This is a genomic window from Allobosea sp. GW821-FHT10B12, assembly GCF_059415545.1.
On sequence record NZ_JBWKNL010000014.1, the window covers coordinates 94,619 to 111,561 of the forward strand.

Consider the following 16,943-nt stretch of genomic DNA (forward strand, 5'->3'; position numbering starts at 1 on the left):
CTCAATCCTCGCCGCGGCAGATCTGCTCGCCGCTCAGCGACGGCGGAGCCTCCTTGTCGGTGAAGCCGTATTTCTCCATCAGCGCCTTCAACGTGCCGTCGGTCTTCATCTCCGCCAGCCGCTTGTCGTAGAGCGCGCGCAGATCCTTGTCGGCCGGCCTGAAGGCGATCGCCGAATAGAGCGCCGCCTCGCGGCCGCTCGACTTGAGGAGGCCGGTGAAGGGGCTGGCCCGCTCGATCCCTTTGACGTTGGGATCCTTGAGGAAATCGACGGCTGTCGGAGCCGAGAAGGTCACGGCGTCAACGCGGCCGGCGCCGAGCGCCGCCAGGGTCGCTTCGGTGTTCTGGAAGAGCAGCAGCTGGCCTTCCGGCACGCCAGACAGGGTGGCGTTGCGGGCATTGGCGCTGCCGCGGGAGCCGCCGAGCCGGATCTTGGGGTTGTCGACGATGTCCTTGTAGCTGTGGATGCGCAGCGGATTGCCCGCCTTCACCAGCACGGCGTCGCCGATCGACATGTCGGGGTCGCTGAAGGCGACGACCTTGCAGCGTTCGGGCGTGATGCCGAGCCCAGAGGCCACAAGATCGAAGCGATTGGCCATCAGCGCCGGAATCAGCGCGCCGAAATCGGCAACGGTGAACTCGATGTTGCTGACGCCGAACGGGGCGAAGGCGGCGCGGACCAGATCGGGATGGAAGCCTGTTGCCTGGCCGTCCTCGCCGCGGACACCCCAGGGCGGGCGGTTATGGATGCCGATCGAGAGCTTCTTCTCGCGCAGGACGCGCTCCTTGACCGTCTCGGCAGGGGCGATGGACGCGTTCAGCGCTCCCACCAGCGTGACGAGGGCGAATGCGACGCCTCTGAAAGCACGGGATCGGATCGACGACATAGGCTCCTCCGCGGTTGGGGCAGGGGGGCGCAGCCGGCCCCCACAGGTCTCGGCTGCCGCCTTCCGGCCATTAAGGCGCGCGCTTCCGCTGCCGTCCAATACAAATGGGCAGGCAGTTCATGCGCTAAGATTATGAACTGGCGTCAATAGCGCGAGAGCAGGACCTCATCGCCATAGAGGATGGCGATCTCGGTCCGCATGATGTCCAGGAAGGCGCGCGCCGTCAGGGAGAGCGGCATGTCCTTGCGCGTCAGCAGCGAGAAGCCGAAGCGGACCGTCGGCAGGAATGGCCGGGCGACCAGCAGATCCTCGGAGATGGTCAGGATCGACAGTGGGTTGAGCAGCGAGACGCCGGTGCCGTGGCAGACCAGATTGGCGACAACCAGCGCATAGGGAGCCTCGACATTCAGGCGCCGGCGGACATCGGCCTGCTGGAAGACCTTGTCGACGATCACGCGGTTCGCATCGGCCGGATCGAGCGAGATGAATTCCTCACCCTCGAGATCCTTCGGTTCGATCACGCTCTTGGCAGCGAGGCGATGCCCTGCCGGCAAGACGCAGACACCAGGTATCGCGGCATATGGCGTATTCTGGACGTTGGACTGTTCGACGCCGGGAACGGCAAAGCCGAGATCGAAATTGGCCGAGGACATCCATTCCGACACGGTGGTCGAGCTGCGGGTCTGCAGCGTGACGGCGACATCGGGGTGCAAGGTCCGGTAACGCGCGACGACCCGGGGCAGGAAGGAAAAGCCGACGACGGGAATGCTGGCGATCCGCAACGAGCCGGTCGAGGCGTTGCGGATGTTCTGCGCGGCCCGCTCGAGCTTGTCGAGCCCGACGAAGGAGCGCTCGACCTCCCGCATGAACAGCCACGCCTCCGGTGTCGGCTGCAGCCGTTGCCTGGAGCGGGTGAACAGCGTCAGGCCGGCCTTGGCCTCGAGCAGGGACAGCAGGCGGCTGACGGCAGGTTGCGAGATCCGCAGGCGTTCGGCTGCGGCAGTCACCGTTCCCGTCTGCATGATCATGCGAAAGGCTTCGATCTGGCGGATGTTCAGCGACATCTCATAACTCTGAAACATGAAGTGTGGGTCGTATTGTATTAGACGACGATGGCATGCTCCGCCTAGCGTCCGCTGCGAATGGCGGAGGCTCTCCGCCCCAGATGAGGAAGGCGGCCATGCTGCAAACGGCCAATGAGCGGCGCCAACGCTCGCGTGTGACCACATCCGTCGATTTCGACAGGCAAGGCAGACAGAGCGGCTTTCTCTCCGTCCCGTTCTCGCAGCACGATTCCGCCTATGGCCGCATTCAGATCCCGGTCACCTGCATCCGCAACGGGGACGGACCAACAGCCCTGCTCCTCGCCGGCGTTCATGGCGATGAATACGAGGGCCAGATCGCCCTCGGCCGCCTGATCCGCGATCTCGATCCCGCGGCATTGCGCGGCCGCCTGATCGTGCTTCCGGCGTTGAACCTGCCTGCCGTCTCGGCCGCCCGGCGCGTCTCGCCGCTGGATGGCGGCAATCTCAACCGGCTGTTCCCGGGCGACCCCGACGGCGCGCCGACGGCGATGATCGCGCATTATGTCGAGCAGGTCCTGCTGCCCATTGCGGATCTGGCGATCGACCTGCATTCGGGCGGTTCATCGCTCGACTATGCGCCATGCGCGATTGTGCGGGACGACGGGCCGGACGACTTCGTCGCGCGCCAGTTCGGGGCGTTGCGGGCGTTCGGTGGGCGCTATGCCTATGTCACCGATGGCCGCAACCAGGGGGCGGAGCGCACGTTCGCGGCGGCGGCCGCCCGCAGCGGCGTCATCGCGATCACGACCGAGCTCGGCGGCGCGGCCGCTGCCAATCCGGAGGGGATACGCCTCGCGGAAGATGGCATCCGCCGCGTCCTGCAGCATTTCGGAATGCTGGGGGAGATGCCGGCGCCGGATTCGCGGTCGTTGCGGCTGATGCAGGTCGAGGGCGCCGCGTCCTACACGCTCGCCCCGGAGGATGGCGTCTTCGAGTGTCTCGTCGACCTCGAAAGCGAGGTCGTCGCCGGAGCGCTCGCGGGCTATGTCCACTGCCCCGAGACGCCCTGGCGCTCGCCGGCCCCGGTACATGTCGAAGCCACCGGCCTGGTCATCTGCAAGCGCGCCGTCGCCTGGACGCGGCGCGGGGATTGTCTCCTGCAGATCCTGGCTCCCTATGCCGGGAAGGGAGCGCGGGCGTGAGCAAGGTCGCCCTGAATCCCCGTCTGGTGGACTTCGTTTGCATCCGCTGCGACCAGGCCATGCCTGTCGGCGACTATGTCGAGGGCTGCCCTTCATGCCTTGCGCAGGGCTACCCGGCCGGCGCGATCCCGCGCTTCAAGCAGTCGGACATCCCGTTCTCCCGGTCAGCGAATGCCGGCATGGCCGGCTTCAGCGACCGGCTTTGCTATGAGCGCTTTGTGAGCCTTGGGGAGGGCGATACGCCGCTGCGTTCCATGCCGCGGATCGCCAGGGAGCTTGGTCTGGCTTCGCTTCTGATCAAGGACGAAGGGGCAAATCCGACCGGCTCCCACAAGGACCGCATGAGCGCTCAGGCTGTGGCGAGGGCGGTCGACATCGGGGCCCCGGGGATCATTGTGGCGTCGAGCGGCAATGGCGGGCTCTCGATCGCGACCTATGCCAAGGCCTGCGGGCTGCCTTGCCAGGTCGCGGTGACCCCGACGCTGCCGGAGCGATACCGGGAAGCGATGGTGCGCGCGGGAGCTCACCTGCACGTCGAGGCCGATTCCCTCGCACGCTGGCGGTATGTTTCCGAGAGGGTCCGCGTCGATGGCTGGCTGCCGGCGACCAATTACCTGAACCCGCCTGTCGGCAGCCACCCGATCGGTGTCGATGCCTACAAGACGATCGCTCATGAATTGCTGGAGGACCCCGCAGCTGCGCGGGCGGACGCGATCATCGTTCCGACGGCGCGCGGCGATCTGCTCTGGGGTCTCTGGCGTGGATTGCTCGACCAGCGGGCCGCCGGGCGGACCGCGCGCCTGCCGCGCCTCGTCGCGGTCGATCCGTTCCCGCGCCTCTCACGCGTGATCGATGGCGCGGATTATCGCGGACACTTCGCCGGGATATCGGCGCTGGCGGCGATCAACGGGCCGACGGTGACCTTGCAGAGCCTGAAGGCGGTAGGCGACTCCGGCGGAGCCGCCGTCGTCGTCTCCGATGCCGATGCCGAGCGGGACCGGGCCCGTCTTCGCGACGAAGGCATCCGGCTGGAACTGTCGAGCGCCGCGGCGCTGTCCGCTGCCCGGCGCCTGGTCGCGCAGGAGCCCGGCTTGAAGAGCCTCGTGCTGATCGGGACCGCCCGCAGCGAGGACTAGCATCCAGCCTGTCTGCGCAGGTTCAGTAGACGTCAGCCTGGTAGCGGCCCGCCTTCTTCAATGCCGCGACATAGGCGACGGCCTCGTCGACCGAGCGCTTGCCGTGCTCGGCGACGACGTCGACCATGGCGCGCTCGACATCCTTGGCCATGCGCTTGGCGTCACCGCAGACATAGAAATGCGCGCCCTGCTCGAGCCAGGCGAAGAGCTCGGCGCCGCGCTCGCGCATCCGGTCCTGGACGTAGATCTTGTCCTTGCCGTCGCGCGACCAGGCGAGGGTGAGGCCGGTGAGCACGCCCTCCTGCTTCAGCGCATTGAGCTCGTCCTCGTAGAAGAAATCCGAGGCGCGGCGCTGATGGCCGAAGAACAGCCAGTTCCTGCCCTTGGCACCAGTCGCCTTGCGGTCGTGCAGGAAGGCGCGGAATGGCGCGACGCCGGTGCCGGGGCCGCACATGATCACCGGTGTCTCCGGACTCGCCGGCAGGCCGAAGCCGTGGGCGCGCTGGACATAGACCGGCACCTTGTCGCCTGGCTGGACGCGCTCGCCCAGATAAGTCGAGGCGACGCCCCAGCGTGGCCGCGAGCCGACCTTGTAGCGGACCGTGTCGACAGTGAGGGAGATGTGGCCGGGCGTGGCGTTGAAGGAGGAGGAGATCGAATAGAGCCGCGGCTGCAGCGGATCGAGCGCCTCGACGAAGGCCTCGGGCGAGAGCCGCGCCGAAGAGAACTTGTGCAGCGTGCCGAGCACGTCGAGCCGGTCGAGATCGCCGTCGGGATCTTCGCCGGCTGCGAGGCGCTTGGCCTTCTGCCGGGTCTCGCCGCCGGTGACATAGGAGATCAGCTGGAACAGTGCATCCGGCGCCGGCCCCAGCCCGCAATCGGCCAGCAGCTTCTCGCGCAGGGTCTTGCCGCCCACGTCGGCATCGGGGCGGGCACCCAGTAGCGCGATCACTGCGTCGACCAGACGCGGATCATTCTGCGCGACGATGCCGAAGGCGTCGCCGACGATGTAGTCGAGCCCGCTTTCGTTGAGGTCGAATTCGACATGCCAGGTCTCCTTCTCGGAGCCCTCGCCATTGAGCTTGCGGCGCGACAGGAAGGTCGCGAGCACCGGGTTCTCGCGGCTGCGCCCGATCGGACCGGCGGGCACGGCTGAGGCAGGCTCGGCCGAAGCAGCCGGAGCTGCACCGCCGTCCTCCATCAGCGCCTTGAGCTGGCGCAAAGTCTCCTTGCCGCCGGGGGCGCAGAGATTGAGACGGCCTTCCTTGCCCTCGGCGATTGCGGCCGAATAGGTCTCGCAGACATAGCCGCACTGGCCGCAATCCTGCTGCGCCATGGCTGCGAAGAGCTGGCGCGGCAGCGGCTTGCCTTCGGCGAGCTGCATGCGGTCGGCGATCGCCATGGCCGGGTCGTGCCAGGGCGCGCCGTCATCGGCCTCGCCCATCACCGCGGCGTTCTCGGCCGGCGACAAGGCGGTGACGCCGGCATTGTCGAGCGAGAGCAGGCCGGCGAAGAAGCCGTTGAGCCAGGAGCGCTGCTCCTCGCTGAAGGGCGCGGTCTCCGGCAGGACCTGGACGAGCGGGTTCGGCGTCTGCACGGTCATGCCGCCTCTCCCGTTTCAGCGACCAGTGCCTGCAGTACCGCGATCTCATGGCGGCGGGCGAAGGTGACGAAGCTCTCGTCGGGCGCGGCGCGATGGACCTGCCAGGTGCGCAGGATCGCCTCGACCAAAGCCGGCGCTTCCTCGGCCTTGACCTTCTCGCGGAAGGGCCGGGCCATGCCGCCATCGACGCCGTAGCCGCCGCCGACCAGAAGGTCATAGCCCGGGACGGTGTCGCCCTCCTCGTTGACAGGCACCTTGGCGCCGATCAGGCCGAGATCGCCGATATAGTGCTGGGCGCAGGAATGATGGCAGCCGGTCAGGTGGATGTTGACCGGCTGGTCCAGCGTGATGCGCGGTTCGCAATGGGCGGCGATGGCGAGCGCATCCTCCTTGGTGTGGGCGGCGGCGAACTTGCAGCCGGTCGCGCCGGTGCAGGCGATCAGGCCGGCGCGCAGCACGGAGGTCTCGGCGGAGAGGCCGGCAGCCTGAAGATTGGCGATGACATCGTCGACCCTGGTGTCCGGAACGCCGGAGATCAGCAGGTTTTGCCAGACCGTCAGGCGGATATCGCCGTCGCCGCAGCCCTGCGAAATCGCGGCGATGGTGCGCATCTGCGCCACGGTGAGCTTGCCGACCGGCAGCGCCACGCCGACCCAGTTCAAGCCAGGCTGAAGCTGGGGGTGCACGCCGATATGGGCGAGCCGGTCATAGACCGGCCGTGGCTTGACGAAGGCGGCGTCGACGCGGATCAGCTGGCGGCCGAGCATCTCCTCGACGGCAGCCAGGAACTTGTCGAAGCCCCAGGCGTCGAGCACATATTTCAACCGCGCCTTGTTGCGGTTGGTGCGATCGCCATTGGCGATGAAGACGCGCACGATCGCATCGGCGACCGCAACCGTATCCGACGGCGCGATAACGATGCCGGTGTCGCGGGCGAGGTCGTGATGGCCGGTGATGCCGCCGAGCGCCAACCGATACCAGATGCCGGGCTCAACCGGCTGCCCCTCGAAGGATGCGCCTTCACCGATTTCGATCGCCTGGAAGCCGATATCGTTGGTGTCCTCCAGCGTCGCGATCGAACCGGCACCGTCGAAGGCGACGTTGAACTTGCGGGGCAGGCCGTAGAGCGAGCGGTCATTGAGGATGTGATGGTGCCAGGCGCGGGCGTGCGGGCGGGTGTCCAGGAGTTCGAGCGGGTCGATGCCGGCGGTGGCCGAGCCCGTGACGTTGCGGATATTGTCGGCGCCCGAGCCCTTGGCGGTGAGGCCGAGATCGGCGAGGCCTTCGAGCAGCAGCGGCGCGTTCTCCGCCTTGATCTCGCGGACCTGCAGGTTGGCGCGGGTGGTGACGTGGCTGTAGCCGCCGCCGAGCCGCTCGGCGAGATCGGCGACGCCCTCGAACTGCCAGGCCTTGAGGATGCCGTTCGGGATGCGCAGGCGGCACATATAGCTGTCCTGCGCCGGGGCGACATAGAACAGCCCGTGGTAACGCCAGCGGAAATTGTCCTCCGGCTTGGGATAGGTTCCCGATGATGCCTGTTCCTTGAAACGGGCATAGGCGTCGAAGGGGTGCTCAGCGGCCTTCCATTTCTCCTGATCGACCAGCTTGCCGCCGGCGGCAACGGTCTTCGCCTGTGCCTCGGCATGCTCCTTGTCGGGACCGGACGGCGCGGCATAGCCGGAGCCGCCCCCCGTACCGCCTAGAGGCCCAAGCCCGCGGGCTGCGCGCGCGGACTGCATGCCGCTCATGAAGCCTTCGAGATAGCGCTTCTGGTCGGGGGAGAAATCGTTGCTCATGGCGGCAGCCGTCACGCCGCCTCGACGAAGCGATGGCGCTCGTAGAGAAATTTCAGCACGGCTTCGCGCGCGGCGATGTAGGTGCGGTCGGAGACGAGCTCGAGCCGCTTGCGTGGGCGTTCCAGCCGGACGTCGAGCACCTCGCCGATCCGGGCCGAGGGACCGTTGGTCATCATCACGATTCGGTCGGAGAGCAGCACGGCCTCGTCGACGTCATGGGTGATCATGATCATGGTGTTCCCGAGCGTGGCGTGGATCTGCATGATCGAGTCCTGCAGATGGGCGCGGGTGAGCGCGTCGAGCGCGCCGAAGGGCTCGTCGAGCAGCAGGATCTTCGGCTCCATGGCGAGGCCGCGGGCGATGCCGACGCGCTGCTTCATGCCGCCGGAGATCTCGGCCGGGCGCTTGTCCCTGGCATGGGCCATCTGGACGAGGTCGAGATTGTGCATGATCCAGTCATGCCGCTGCGCCTTGCTCTTGGTGCGGCCGAAGACCTTGTTCACGGCGAGCGCGACATTGTCGTAGACCGAGAGCCAGGGCAGCAGCGAGTGGTTCTGGAAGACCACGGCGCGCTCGGGGCCGGGCGCATTGACCTCCTTGCCTTCGAGCAAGACGGCGCCGGCGCTTACCGGCGTCAAACCGGCGACGATGTTGAGCAGGGTCGACTTGCCGCAGCCGGAATGGCCGATGATCGAGACGTACTCGCCCTTGTCGATGACGAGGCTGACGTCCTTCAGCACATTCGTCGTCGCCGCGCCGCGCTGGAAGGTCTTCTCGACATGGTCGATCTTGAGATAGGCGCTGGTCATGGCCGTGATCCTCAGTTCGCCGCGGTGCCGCGGGTGACGATCGCGCCGATGAAGGCGACCAGCCGGTCGAGCACGAAGCCGACCACGCCGATATAGACGAGCGCCACGATGATGTCGGAGAGGCGCGAGGAGTTCCACGCGTCCCAGATGAAGAAGCCGATGCCGACGCCGCCGGTGAGCATCTCGGCGGCGACGATGGCGAGCCAGGACAGGCCGACGCCGATCCTCAGGCCTGTGAAGATGTACGGCGCCGCCGAGGGCACCATCACCTTGAAGAAGAACTCGACCTGGTTCAGCCGCAGCACCTGCGCGACGTTCCGGTAGTCCTGCGGGATGTTGCGGATGCCGACCGCGGTGTTGATGATCACCGGCCAGATCGCGGTGATGAAGATCACGAAGATCGCCGAGGGCTGGCTGTCGCGGAAGGCGGCGAGCGAGAGCGGCAGCCAGGCCAGCGGCGGCACGGTGCGCAGCACCTGGAAAACCGGGTCGAGCCCGCGCATCGCCCAGACCGACTGGCCGACGAGCGCACCCAAGAGGACGCCGACGATCGCAGCGAGGCTGAAGCCGATGGCGACGCGCTGCAGCGAGACCAGGATGCGCCAGCCGAGGCCGATATCCTGCGAGCCCGCCCAGTAGAACGGCTCGGTGATCAGGTCCTTGGCTTCCTCCCAGATCTTGCTCGGCGGCGGGAGCGAGGATTGCGGACCGGAGGCCGCGATCTGCCAGAACAGCAAGATGAGGGCGACCGTGACGAGCGGCGGCAGGACGGTGACCAGCACCGATTTCGCCAGCGGCACCAGCCTCTCACTCAGCGGCTTGCCGGTGGCCTGAGGTAGCGCCACCACACCTGCGCTCACCGCCGGCAAGGCGACGACCTTTGCGCCCGCGCCGGCGTCCTTCAAGGCAGGCTGACCCATTCCGTCTCTCCCATGATCGATCGGTGCGTTCATGCCGGCACCTCGACGCGTTGCTGCGTACCGATGCGGCGGATTTCGGGGAGGCACGAACCGCAATTCGTGCCGGCTTTCAGCTTGCGGCCGATATCCTCGACCGTGACGTCGGCGGCCTCGGCAAAGGCGGCGCGGATCGCGTTCAACCCGACACCGAAGCAGGCGCATACGGTCGGCCCCTGATCGGCGGCGCCGTCGAGGCTGCGGCCGGAGAGGAGCATGAGGCGCTGGCGCGGATCGACCTCACCGCTGGCGAAGGCGAGCTTGACCGCATCCCAGACCGGGGCGTCATGGTCCGGCCCGAGAAAGAGCGCGGCGGCGAGCCGGCCGTCGCGGATCAGGGCGCAGCGATAGAGCCCGCGCTCGGCATCGACCATTTCGAGCAGACCCTCGATGCCGAAGGCCTCGCGGGCGAGCTGCATGACGTCGGCAGCATCGGCCTGCGTCGCGAAGAGCCGGCCTTGTCCGCCCTCGATCGCGACGCGCGTCCACCAGCTTCCATCCGGCAGCGCGAAATCTTCGGCGCCGAGCAGGAAGCCGCGCGAGCGGAAGGCGACCGGCGCGATCGCAGCCGGCGTCGCTTTCAGCTCGGGCTGGCCGGAGAAGGGATCGGTCAATGGCTGGACCGCGGCGCCGATGCGGGCGTCGGAGGCATTCTCATTCGACCAGTGGATCGGCGCGAAGAGCGAGCCCGGCTGCGCGCCCGGATCGAGCGCGACCTTGTGTACGACTGCGCCATGGGTGGTCGCGATGCGGGCGAAGCCCTTGTCGACAAGGCCAAAGCGCGATGCGTCGTCGGGATGCACCAGCACGGTCGGCTCGGCGATATGGCCCGACAGCCGGGCGCTGAGGCCCGTGCGGGTCATCGTGTGCCAGTGGTCGCGGACGCGGCCGGTGTTGAGCAGCAGTGGGAAGGCTTCGCTGGTCGCGGCGGCGAGCGCAGGCACAGCGAGCGGCTGCAGCTTCGCCTTGCGATCGGCAGTAAAGAAGCCGCCTTCGGCAAAGAGCCGGGCCGTGCCCTCCGGCTTGCCGGCGGGAACCGGCCACTGCACCGGCTGCAGCGTGTCATAGGCGCGGCGCGTCAGCTCGGCATGGGCGCCGATGTCGAAGTCGCGGCGGCCCTCGTTCTCGAAGGCCGACAGCGCCGCGTGCTCGGCGTAGATCTCGTGCGGGCCGGCATAGTCGAACGCCTCCTCGAAACCGAGGCGTTCGGCGACCTCGCAGATGATCCGCCAGTCCGGCATGACCTCGCCGGGCAATGACAGGAAGCTGCGTTGGCGCGAGATGCGCCGCTCGGAATTGGTGACGGTGCCGTCCTTCTCGCCCCAGGCGGCGGCCGGCAGGATGTAGTGCGGGCCGGCGGCGAGCGTGTCGTTGGAAAGGACGTTCTCGGAGACGACAAAGAGATCGAGCCCGCGCAGTGCTGTCTGCATCGCGTCGGCGCGCGGCAGCGACACCGCAGGATTGGTCGCCATCACCCACATCGCCTTGATGCGGCCATCGGTGACGGCGTCCATCATGGCGACGGCTTTAAGTCCCTCCCTGTCCGCCATGCGCGGCGCGCGCCAGAAGCGGCGGACACGGTCGATCTCGGCCGGTGCGTAGCCCATATGGGCAGCGAGCATGTTGGCGAGGCCGCCGACCTCGCGTCCGCCCATGGCATTGGGCTGGCCGGTCAGCGAGAACGGGCCGGCGCCGGGCTTGCCGATGCGGCCGGTGGCGAGATGGCAATGCAGGATCGCGGCGACCTTGTCGGTGCCTTGCGCCGACTGGTTGACGCCCTGGCTCCAGGCGGTGACGACGGCGGGCGTGCCGGCCCAGAGGGCGTAGAAGCTGGCGATGTCGGCCTGCGACAGGCCGGTGCGATCGGCGACTGCCGCGATGTCTGGCGCGATCTCGCGAGCGTTGGCGAGCGCGACATCGAAGCCGGTGACATGACGCTCGATATAGCCGCGGTCGAGCAGGCCAGCATCCGCGAGATGCACCAGCAGACCGGCGAAGAGCGCGCTGTCCGAGCCGGGCTTCAGCGGCAGGACGAGATCGGCATCCTCGGCGGTCGCGGTGACGCGCGGATCAATCACCACAACCTTGGCGCCGCGCTCGGCCCGGTTTTGCTGGATGCGGCGGAACAGAATCGGGTGGCACCAGGCGGTGTTGGAGCCGACCAGCACGACAAGGTCGGCGCTGTCGAGGTCCTCATAACAACCGGGAACGGTGTCGGAGCCGAAGACGCGGCGATGGCCAGCGACGGTCGAGGCCATGCACAGCCGCGAATTGGTGTCGACATGAGGCGAGCCGATGAAGCCCTTCATCAGCTTGTTGGCGACGTAATAGTCCTCGGTCAGGAGCTGACCGGAGAGATAGAAGGCGACTGCCTCGGGACCATCGCGTGCGACGATCGCCTTCAGACCGGCAGCAACCGCATCGAGAGCTTCGTCCCAAGACACACGATCATAGGCGCCACGCGTGTTGCGCTTCAGCGGGTGGAGGACGCGCGTGCCGAGGCCGAGGGTTTCGCCGAGCGCCGAGCCCTTGGAGCAGAGCCGGCCGCGATTGGCCGGGTGGTCGGGATCGCCGGCGATCGCCGCGCCACCCTTGCCGTCCGGCGTCGCGAGCACGCCGCAGCCGACCCCGCAATAGGGGCAGGTCGTGCGTGTCGGGACGGGACCGGCGAGCGGGGCGTCGTGGCGCATGATCAGGCCGCCCTCGCGCAATAGGCTTCGCCGAAGGGCAGGTCGGCGCGGATCGGCGCGATGTCCTGCTGCGAGCGGATCAGGCCGAGATAGAACAGCGCGCCCATGGTGTCGCCGACGAGGACGCAGCCGGCGAGCCGACCTTCGCGCAGCACGAATTTGCGGTAGACCCCCATGGCAGGGTCACGCAGCAGCAGGACCTCGTCACCCTCGCTTGGCTCGACTGTGCCGGCCGAGAAGACGCTGACACCGCTGACCTTGAGATTGGTCGCCAGCAGCGAGCCCGTATAGCGCGCCGTCCCGCCGGCGAGCCGTGTCGCCAGCACGCGGGCCTGCTCATAGGCCGGCTCGACCAGGCCGTAGACCAGGCCGCGATGCTCGGCGCATTCACCGATGGCGAAGATCGCAGGATCGCTGCTGGCGAGGCCGTCATCGACATCGACGCCGCGATTGACATCGAGCCCGGCAGCGACCGCGAGATCGACGCGCGGGCGCACGCCGATGGCGACGACGACGAGATCGGCCGGGATCGTGCTGCCGTCGGTCAGCTCGACGGCCTCAAGCCGGCCATCGCCGACGAAGCGCTCGGCCGTGCAGTTGAGCTTGATGTCGATGCCGCGAGCAGCGATCTCGGCCGCGAGCAGGCCGGCGCCCTCGCGATCGAGCTGGCGCTCCATCAACCGATCGGCCAGATGCAGAACCGTGACCCTGGCGCCGATCCTCGCCAGCCCGTAGGCCGCTTCCAATCCGAGCAGGCCGCCGCCGATCACCACGACGCGCGCACCGTTCGCGGCAACCGTGCGGAACAGCGCGACATCGGCGACATCGCGGAACGTGGCGACGCCCGGCAAGTCGAAGCCCGGCACGGGCGGCATCAGCGGCTTTGAGCCGGTGGCGAGGACGAGCTTGCCGTAGGGCAGGGCGAGTCCGTCAGCCAGCGTCACCGTCTTGGCCACGCGATCGATCGCAGTGACCGGCTTGCCGTAGAGCATCGAGACGCCGCGCGCCTGCCACCAGGCGGTGGGCTTGAGCTCGATATCCGGCTCGCCGATCTCGCCGGCGAGCAGCGGCGAGAGCAGCACCCGGTTGTAGGCGAGCCGCGGCTCCGCCCCGATCACCGCGACGGAATAGCGGCCGAGCGCGCGCTGGCTGAGTTCGTCGACCAGCCTGGTCGCCGCCATGCCCTTTCCGACGATGATCAGCGGCTCGGCCATGGCTCAGGCGATCCGCTTGATCTTGAGCGCCTTGAGATAGTCGAGCGGCGCCGCCGGATCGAACTTCACGCCGTCGAAGAAGGTCTCGACGCCGCGCGAGTCACCGCTGGCCGCATTGGCGACGCCGAGCGTCTTGGCGGCTTCCGACCACAGGTCCGAGCGATTGGTCTTGTCGACCAGCGCCTTGATGTCGGTCGAGGTGTCGAATTTGCCCCAGCGGATGTTCTCGGTGACGAACCAGGTATCGTGGCTCTTCCAGGGGTAGGAGACGGTGCCGCCTTCGCCCCAGAACTTCATGTAGAGGTTGGTACCCTTGGCCTCGCGGCCATTGCCGTAGTTGATGTCGCCCTGCAGGCGCTTGTTGATGTCGCCGACCGGGACGTTGAACCATTGCCGCTTGCCGACGATCTCGGCGAGCTCCTGGCGGTTCTCCATCTTGTCCGCCCAGATCTGGGCTTCCATCACCGCCATCAGGATGGCTTGCGTCGCCTTGGGATTGGCGTCGACGAAATCGGCGCGCATGCCGAGGATCTTCTCGGGATGGCGGAACCAGAGCTCGCCGGTGGTCAGCGCGGTGTAGCCGATGTTCTGGTTGACGAGCTGCTCGTTCCAGGGCTCGCCGACGCAGAAACAGTCCATGGTGCCGACCTTCATGTTCGCCACCATCTGCGGCGGCGGCACGACGATCACCTTGATCTCGCTGTCGGGATCGATGCCGCCGGCGGCGAGCCAGTAGCGGATCCAGAGATCATGAGTGCCGCCCGGGAAGGTCATGGCGGCGGTCAGTTCCTTGCCGGCGGCCTTCTTGCGCTCGAAGGCCTGCTTCAGCGGCGAAGCGTCCTTCTGGACGTTGAGGTCCTTGTATTCGTTGGAAACCGAGATCGCCTGCCCGTCCTGATTCAGGTTGAGCAGCGTGTACATCGGCAGCGGCTGGCCGTTCTGCATGACCTTGCCGGTCGAGTAGAGATGCGTCTTGGGTCGCAGGATGTGGCCGCCGTCGATGCCGTTGTTCTTGAAGCCGAGCGCCATGTTGTCGCGCGTCGCACCCCAGGAAGCCTGCTTGGCGATGTCCATGTCGGGCAGGCCGTATTTGGCGAAGAGGCCCTTCTCCTTGGCGATGATCAGCGGCGCCGCATCGGTCAGCGCGATGTAGCCGAGGCGGGTGCCCTTGACCTCGGGGCCCGTGCCTTGCGCGAAGGCGCCGCTCGGAAAGCTCAGCTTGGCAGCGGCGGCGACGGCGGCCGCCCCGGTCAGATTCAGGAAATCGCGGCGGCTCGGCCCGGCCTGGAGAACGGCTACCCTGGTCTTGACGGTCTCGGTCATCGATCGCTTTTCCTCGTGAACGGTTGGGGGCCGCGAAAACGAAAACGCCGCGCGAAAGCGCCCTGCCGGGCTCCCTTCGACAGCGGCGTTGCTGTGCGTTCCGATTTCGAACTTGCGCGCGGGCAGCATTGGCCGCGGTCGAATGGATCGTTACAAGGACCGTGCCAACTCGCGGGCGAGCGGCAAGCTTTTGAATTGTTTCAATTTATCGTCGAGTCTCACGGAGGCCGGTTCGCGCCACTCGCTTTTGTGCATCGCACAATTCTAGCGCAATTGCTTAATTTTTAAGCGTGCCTATAAATTCATCTATCTGCTACTTCCGTGGCGAACGGGGTGAAGACCGCACGGGCTTGCACGCTCAACTCCGGCGTGACCGCGACCTGTCCGGCGCGCGCCATTGCGGCGAGCAGGAGATCGGCGTGAGCGGGATCAGGGCGGATCGCAGCGGCGTCGAAACGGATATAGGAGGGGACATGCCGGACCGGGCGTCCACCGCCCTGGACGATGTCGCCGTGCAGGATCGCTTCGATCAAGGCAGCAGATGTCGAGAGGCGATCGGAGGCCGCAAGCAATCGGGCGAGGCTGGGCCAGTTCACCTGATCGGACGCCCAGCCGCTGGCCTCGATCAAAGCTGCGTTCAGGCGCAAAACTGCTTCGCTGCGGCGCTCGACATCGTCGGCGCGCCAAGCCAGCACCTTTTCCGGGCAATCGCGCATGAGATCGACGCCGCAATGCAGGATCGCCCCGACGCCGGCCTCCACCGCCAGGGTGTTCCACGGCGCGCCGGCGCAGAAGCCGTCGACCTCGCCGCTGGCGAGCGCCTCGATCGTGCGGACCGGCGGCACGATCGCGAGCCGGATGTCCTCGCCGAGGCGGAGGCCGGCGAGCGCCATCCAGTCGTGGAGCAGATAGGTATGGCAGGAGAAGCCGAAGACCGTAGCGAAGGCGAGCGGCGGCAGGCCGGAAGCCTTGCGGTTGGAGACGAGCAGCGCCAGCGCCTGCGCCGACACCGACGGATCAGCCAGATCGCCCTCAGCCACGCGGGCCATCTCCTCGAAGCGTCGCAGCGAGAGAGTGATCGCGTTGCCGTTGAGGTTCAGCAGGATCGGGGCCGCCATCGGCGCGGTGACGCCGCCAATGCCGAGCGTCGAGGCGATCGCCGCCGGCGCCAGCATATGCGCGGCGTCGAGCAGGCGCACATGCAGGCGGTCGCGCAGGTTCGACCAGGAGACGTCGCGCACCAGTTCGAGCGAAAGCCCGTGCGCCTCGGCGATGCCGGTGTCGGCGGCGGCGACCAGCAGCGCCGCATCGACCAGCGGCAGGAATCCGATCCGCAGGCGCAGGGTCATTTCAGCACCTCGGCGGCTGTGATGATCGAACGGGCGATGTCTGCGAGCTTGCGCTTCTCGTTCATCGCGGTGCGGCGCATCAGGGTGTAGGCCTCGTCCTCGCTGAGGCCCTTCAGGCGCATGACGATGCCCTTGGCGCGGTCGATGAGCTTGCGCTCGTCGAGCTGCGAGCGGGCCTCGTCGAGCTCCTCGCGCAGCTTGCTGAAAGCGTTGAAGCGGCTGATGCAGGTCTGCAGGATCGGCTTCATCCGCTCCTTCCTGAGGCCATCGACGATATAGGCCGAGACGCCCGCCTCGACCGCGGCCTCGATCTGGCCGGCATCCGACTGGTCGACGAACATGGTGATCGGCCGCCTGACATGCCGGCTGACCTGGAACATGTCGGCGAGCGCGTCGCGGCTGGGGTTTTCGAGGTCGATCACGACGACGTCCGGATCGTGCTGGGCAATCACCGCGACCAGTCCCCTGGTCTCGCTGAGCCGGACGATGGCGCCGAAGCCGGCCTCCCGCAGCCCTTCTTCGATGATGGCCGCCCGGATCGGGTTCGCATCGACAACCAGGATCTTGATGTCTGACGTCATGCTCTGTGAACGCGGATACCTCCTGCCCGGGAAGCAGGATTCGCGCCAGCTCCGAATGAGGACCGCCTACCGTACCTCGGGAAAAAGGCCAAAAGCGAAGCGGGCCCTTATCGGGCCCGCTTCTGTCGTTGGGGTTGGTGTCAGCGGCTGGTGGCTGGCGTGGCGCCGCCTCGTTTCACTTTGCGCTGGCGGCCTGTTCGATGATGTCGGCGACGACCCCGGGCCTGGAGACGTAAAGGGCGTGGCTGCCCTTGGTCTCGACGACGGTCGAGCCGGCGCGCTTGGCCATCTGGCGCTGGGCCGGGGGCGGGATCATGCGGTCGTCGGTGGCGACGAGATAGTAGCTGGGCTTGACGTTCCAGGCCGGGCTGGT

At 67.4% G+C, this 16,943-nt stretch carries 14 protein-coding genes; 2 read left to right on the forward strand and 12 right to left on the reverse strand.

Annotated features, from left to right (window positions below):
- Nucleotide 1 precedes the first annotated feature (1 nt).
- Nucleotides 2-886: an ectoine/hydroxyectoine ABC transporter substrate-binding protein EhuB gene (gene ehuB / locus AC07O0_RS28720; RefSeq protein WP_494628021.1), complete on the reverse strand. Its 885-nt coding sequence runs from the start codon at nt 884-886 to the stop codon at nt 2-4.
- Between the two features lie 143 nt (nt 887-1,029).
- On the reverse strand, nt 1,030-1,950 hold the full coding sequence (locus tag AC07O0_RS28725; protein WP_494628023.1) for a LysR substrate-binding domain-containing protein: 921 nt from the start codon (nt 1,948-1,950) through the stop codon (nt 1,030-1,032).
- A 116-nt stretch (nt 1,951-2,066) separates the two neighbouring features.
- Here AC07O0_RS28725 and AC07O0_RS28730 point away from each other — a divergent pair, with 116 nt between their 5' ends.
- Nucleotides 2,067-3,113: a succinylglutamate desuccinylase/aspartoacylase family protein gene (locus AC07O0_RS28730; RefSeq protein WP_494628025.1), complete on the forward strand. Its 1,047-nt coding sequence runs from the start codon at nt 2,067-2,069 to the stop codon at nt 3,111-3,113.
- Nucleotides 3,110-4,249 (forward strand): threonine synthase, encoded by a 1,140-nt coding sequence (locus AC07O0_RS28735; protein WP_494628027.1) that lies wholly within the window; start codon nt 3,110-3,112, stop codon nt 4,247-4,249. Before AC07O0_RS28730 ends, AC07O0_RS28735 begins: the two co-directional genes overlap by 4 nt.
- 22 nt (nt 4,250-4,271) lie before the next feature.
- Here the strand turns inward: AC07O0_RS28735 and AC07O0_RS28740 are convergent, their stop codons facing one another.
- The 10 genes from AC07O0_RS28740 to AC07O0_RS28785 form a co-directional block, all read right to left on the reverse strand.
- On the reverse strand, nt 4,272-5,852 hold the full coding sequence (locus AC07O0_RS28740) for a sulfite reductase subunit alpha (protein ID WP_494628029.1): 1,581 nt from the start codon (nt 5,850-5,852) through the stop codon (nt 4,272-4,274).
- Nucleotides 5,849-7,648, reverse strand: a complete 1,800-nt coding sequence (locus AC07O0_RS28745) for a NirA family protein (protein WP_494628031.1) — start codon at nt 7,646-7,648, stop codon at nt 5,849-5,851. The genes AC07O0_RS28740 and AC07O0_RS28745 overlap by 4 nt, the downstream gene beginning before the upstream one ends.
- Nucleotides 7,649-7,659: 11 nt before the next feature.
- The gene (locus AC07O0_RS28750) at nt 7,660-8,457 is read right to left on the reverse strand and encodes an ABC transporter ATP-binding protein (RefSeq protein WP_494628033.1); all 798 of its coding nucleotides are present in this window, start codon (nt 8,455-8,457) and stop codon (nt 7,660-7,662) included.
- A gap of 11 nt (nt 8,458-8,468) precedes the next feature.
- The gene (gene ntrB / locus AC07O0_RS28755) at nt 8,469-9,377 is read right to left on the reverse strand and encodes a nitrate ABC transporter permease (protein ID WP_494628035.1); all 909 of its coding nucleotides are present in this window, start codon (nt 9,375-9,377) and stop codon (nt 8,469-8,471) included.
- 29 nt (nt 9,378-9,406) lie between these two features.
- Nucleotides 9,407-12,103, reverse strand: coding sequence for a molybdopterin-dependent oxidoreductase (locus AC07O0_RS28760; RefSeq protein WP_494628037.1), 2,697 nt, complete (start codon nt 12,101-12,103; stop codon nt 9,407-9,409).
- Between the two features lie 2 nt (nt 12,104-12,105).
- Nucleotides 12,106-13,317 carry an NAD(P)/FAD-dependent oxidoreductase gene (locus tag AC07O0_RS28765; protein ID WP_494628039.1) on the reverse strand — a complete coding sequence of 404 codons (1,212 nt, stop codon included), beginning with the start codon at nt 13,315-13,317 and terminating at the stop codon, nt 12,106-12,108.
- A gap of 3 nt (nt 13,318-13,320) precedes the next feature.
- Complete coding sequence (locus tag AC07O0_RS28770; RefSeq protein WP_494628041.1) at nt 13,321-14,640, reverse strand: CmpA/NrtA family ABC transporter substrate-binding protein; 1,320 nt, start codon at nt 14,638-14,640, stop codon at nt 13,321-13,323.
- A 302-nt stretch (nt 14,641-14,942) separates the two neighbouring features.
- Entirely contained in the window at nt 14,943-15,989 is a 1,047-nt protein-coding gene (locus AC07O0_RS28775) for a CmpA/NrtA family ABC transporter substrate-binding protein (RefSeq protein WP_494628043.1), read from the reverse strand.
- Nucleotides 15,986-16,570 (reverse strand): ANTAR domain-containing response regulator, encoded by a 585-nt coding sequence (locus tag AC07O0_RS28780; RefSeq protein WP_494628045.1) that lies wholly within the window; start codon nt 16,568-16,570, stop codon nt 15,986-15,988. The genes AC07O0_RS28775 and AC07O0_RS28780 overlap by 4 nt, the downstream gene beginning before the upstream one ends.
- 175 nt (nt 16,571-16,745) lie before the next feature.
- A partial coding sequence (locus AC07O0_RS28785) for an alpha/beta fold hydrolase (RefSeq protein WP_494628047.1) occupies nt 16,746-16,943 on the reverse strand: 198 nt, incomplete at its 5' end.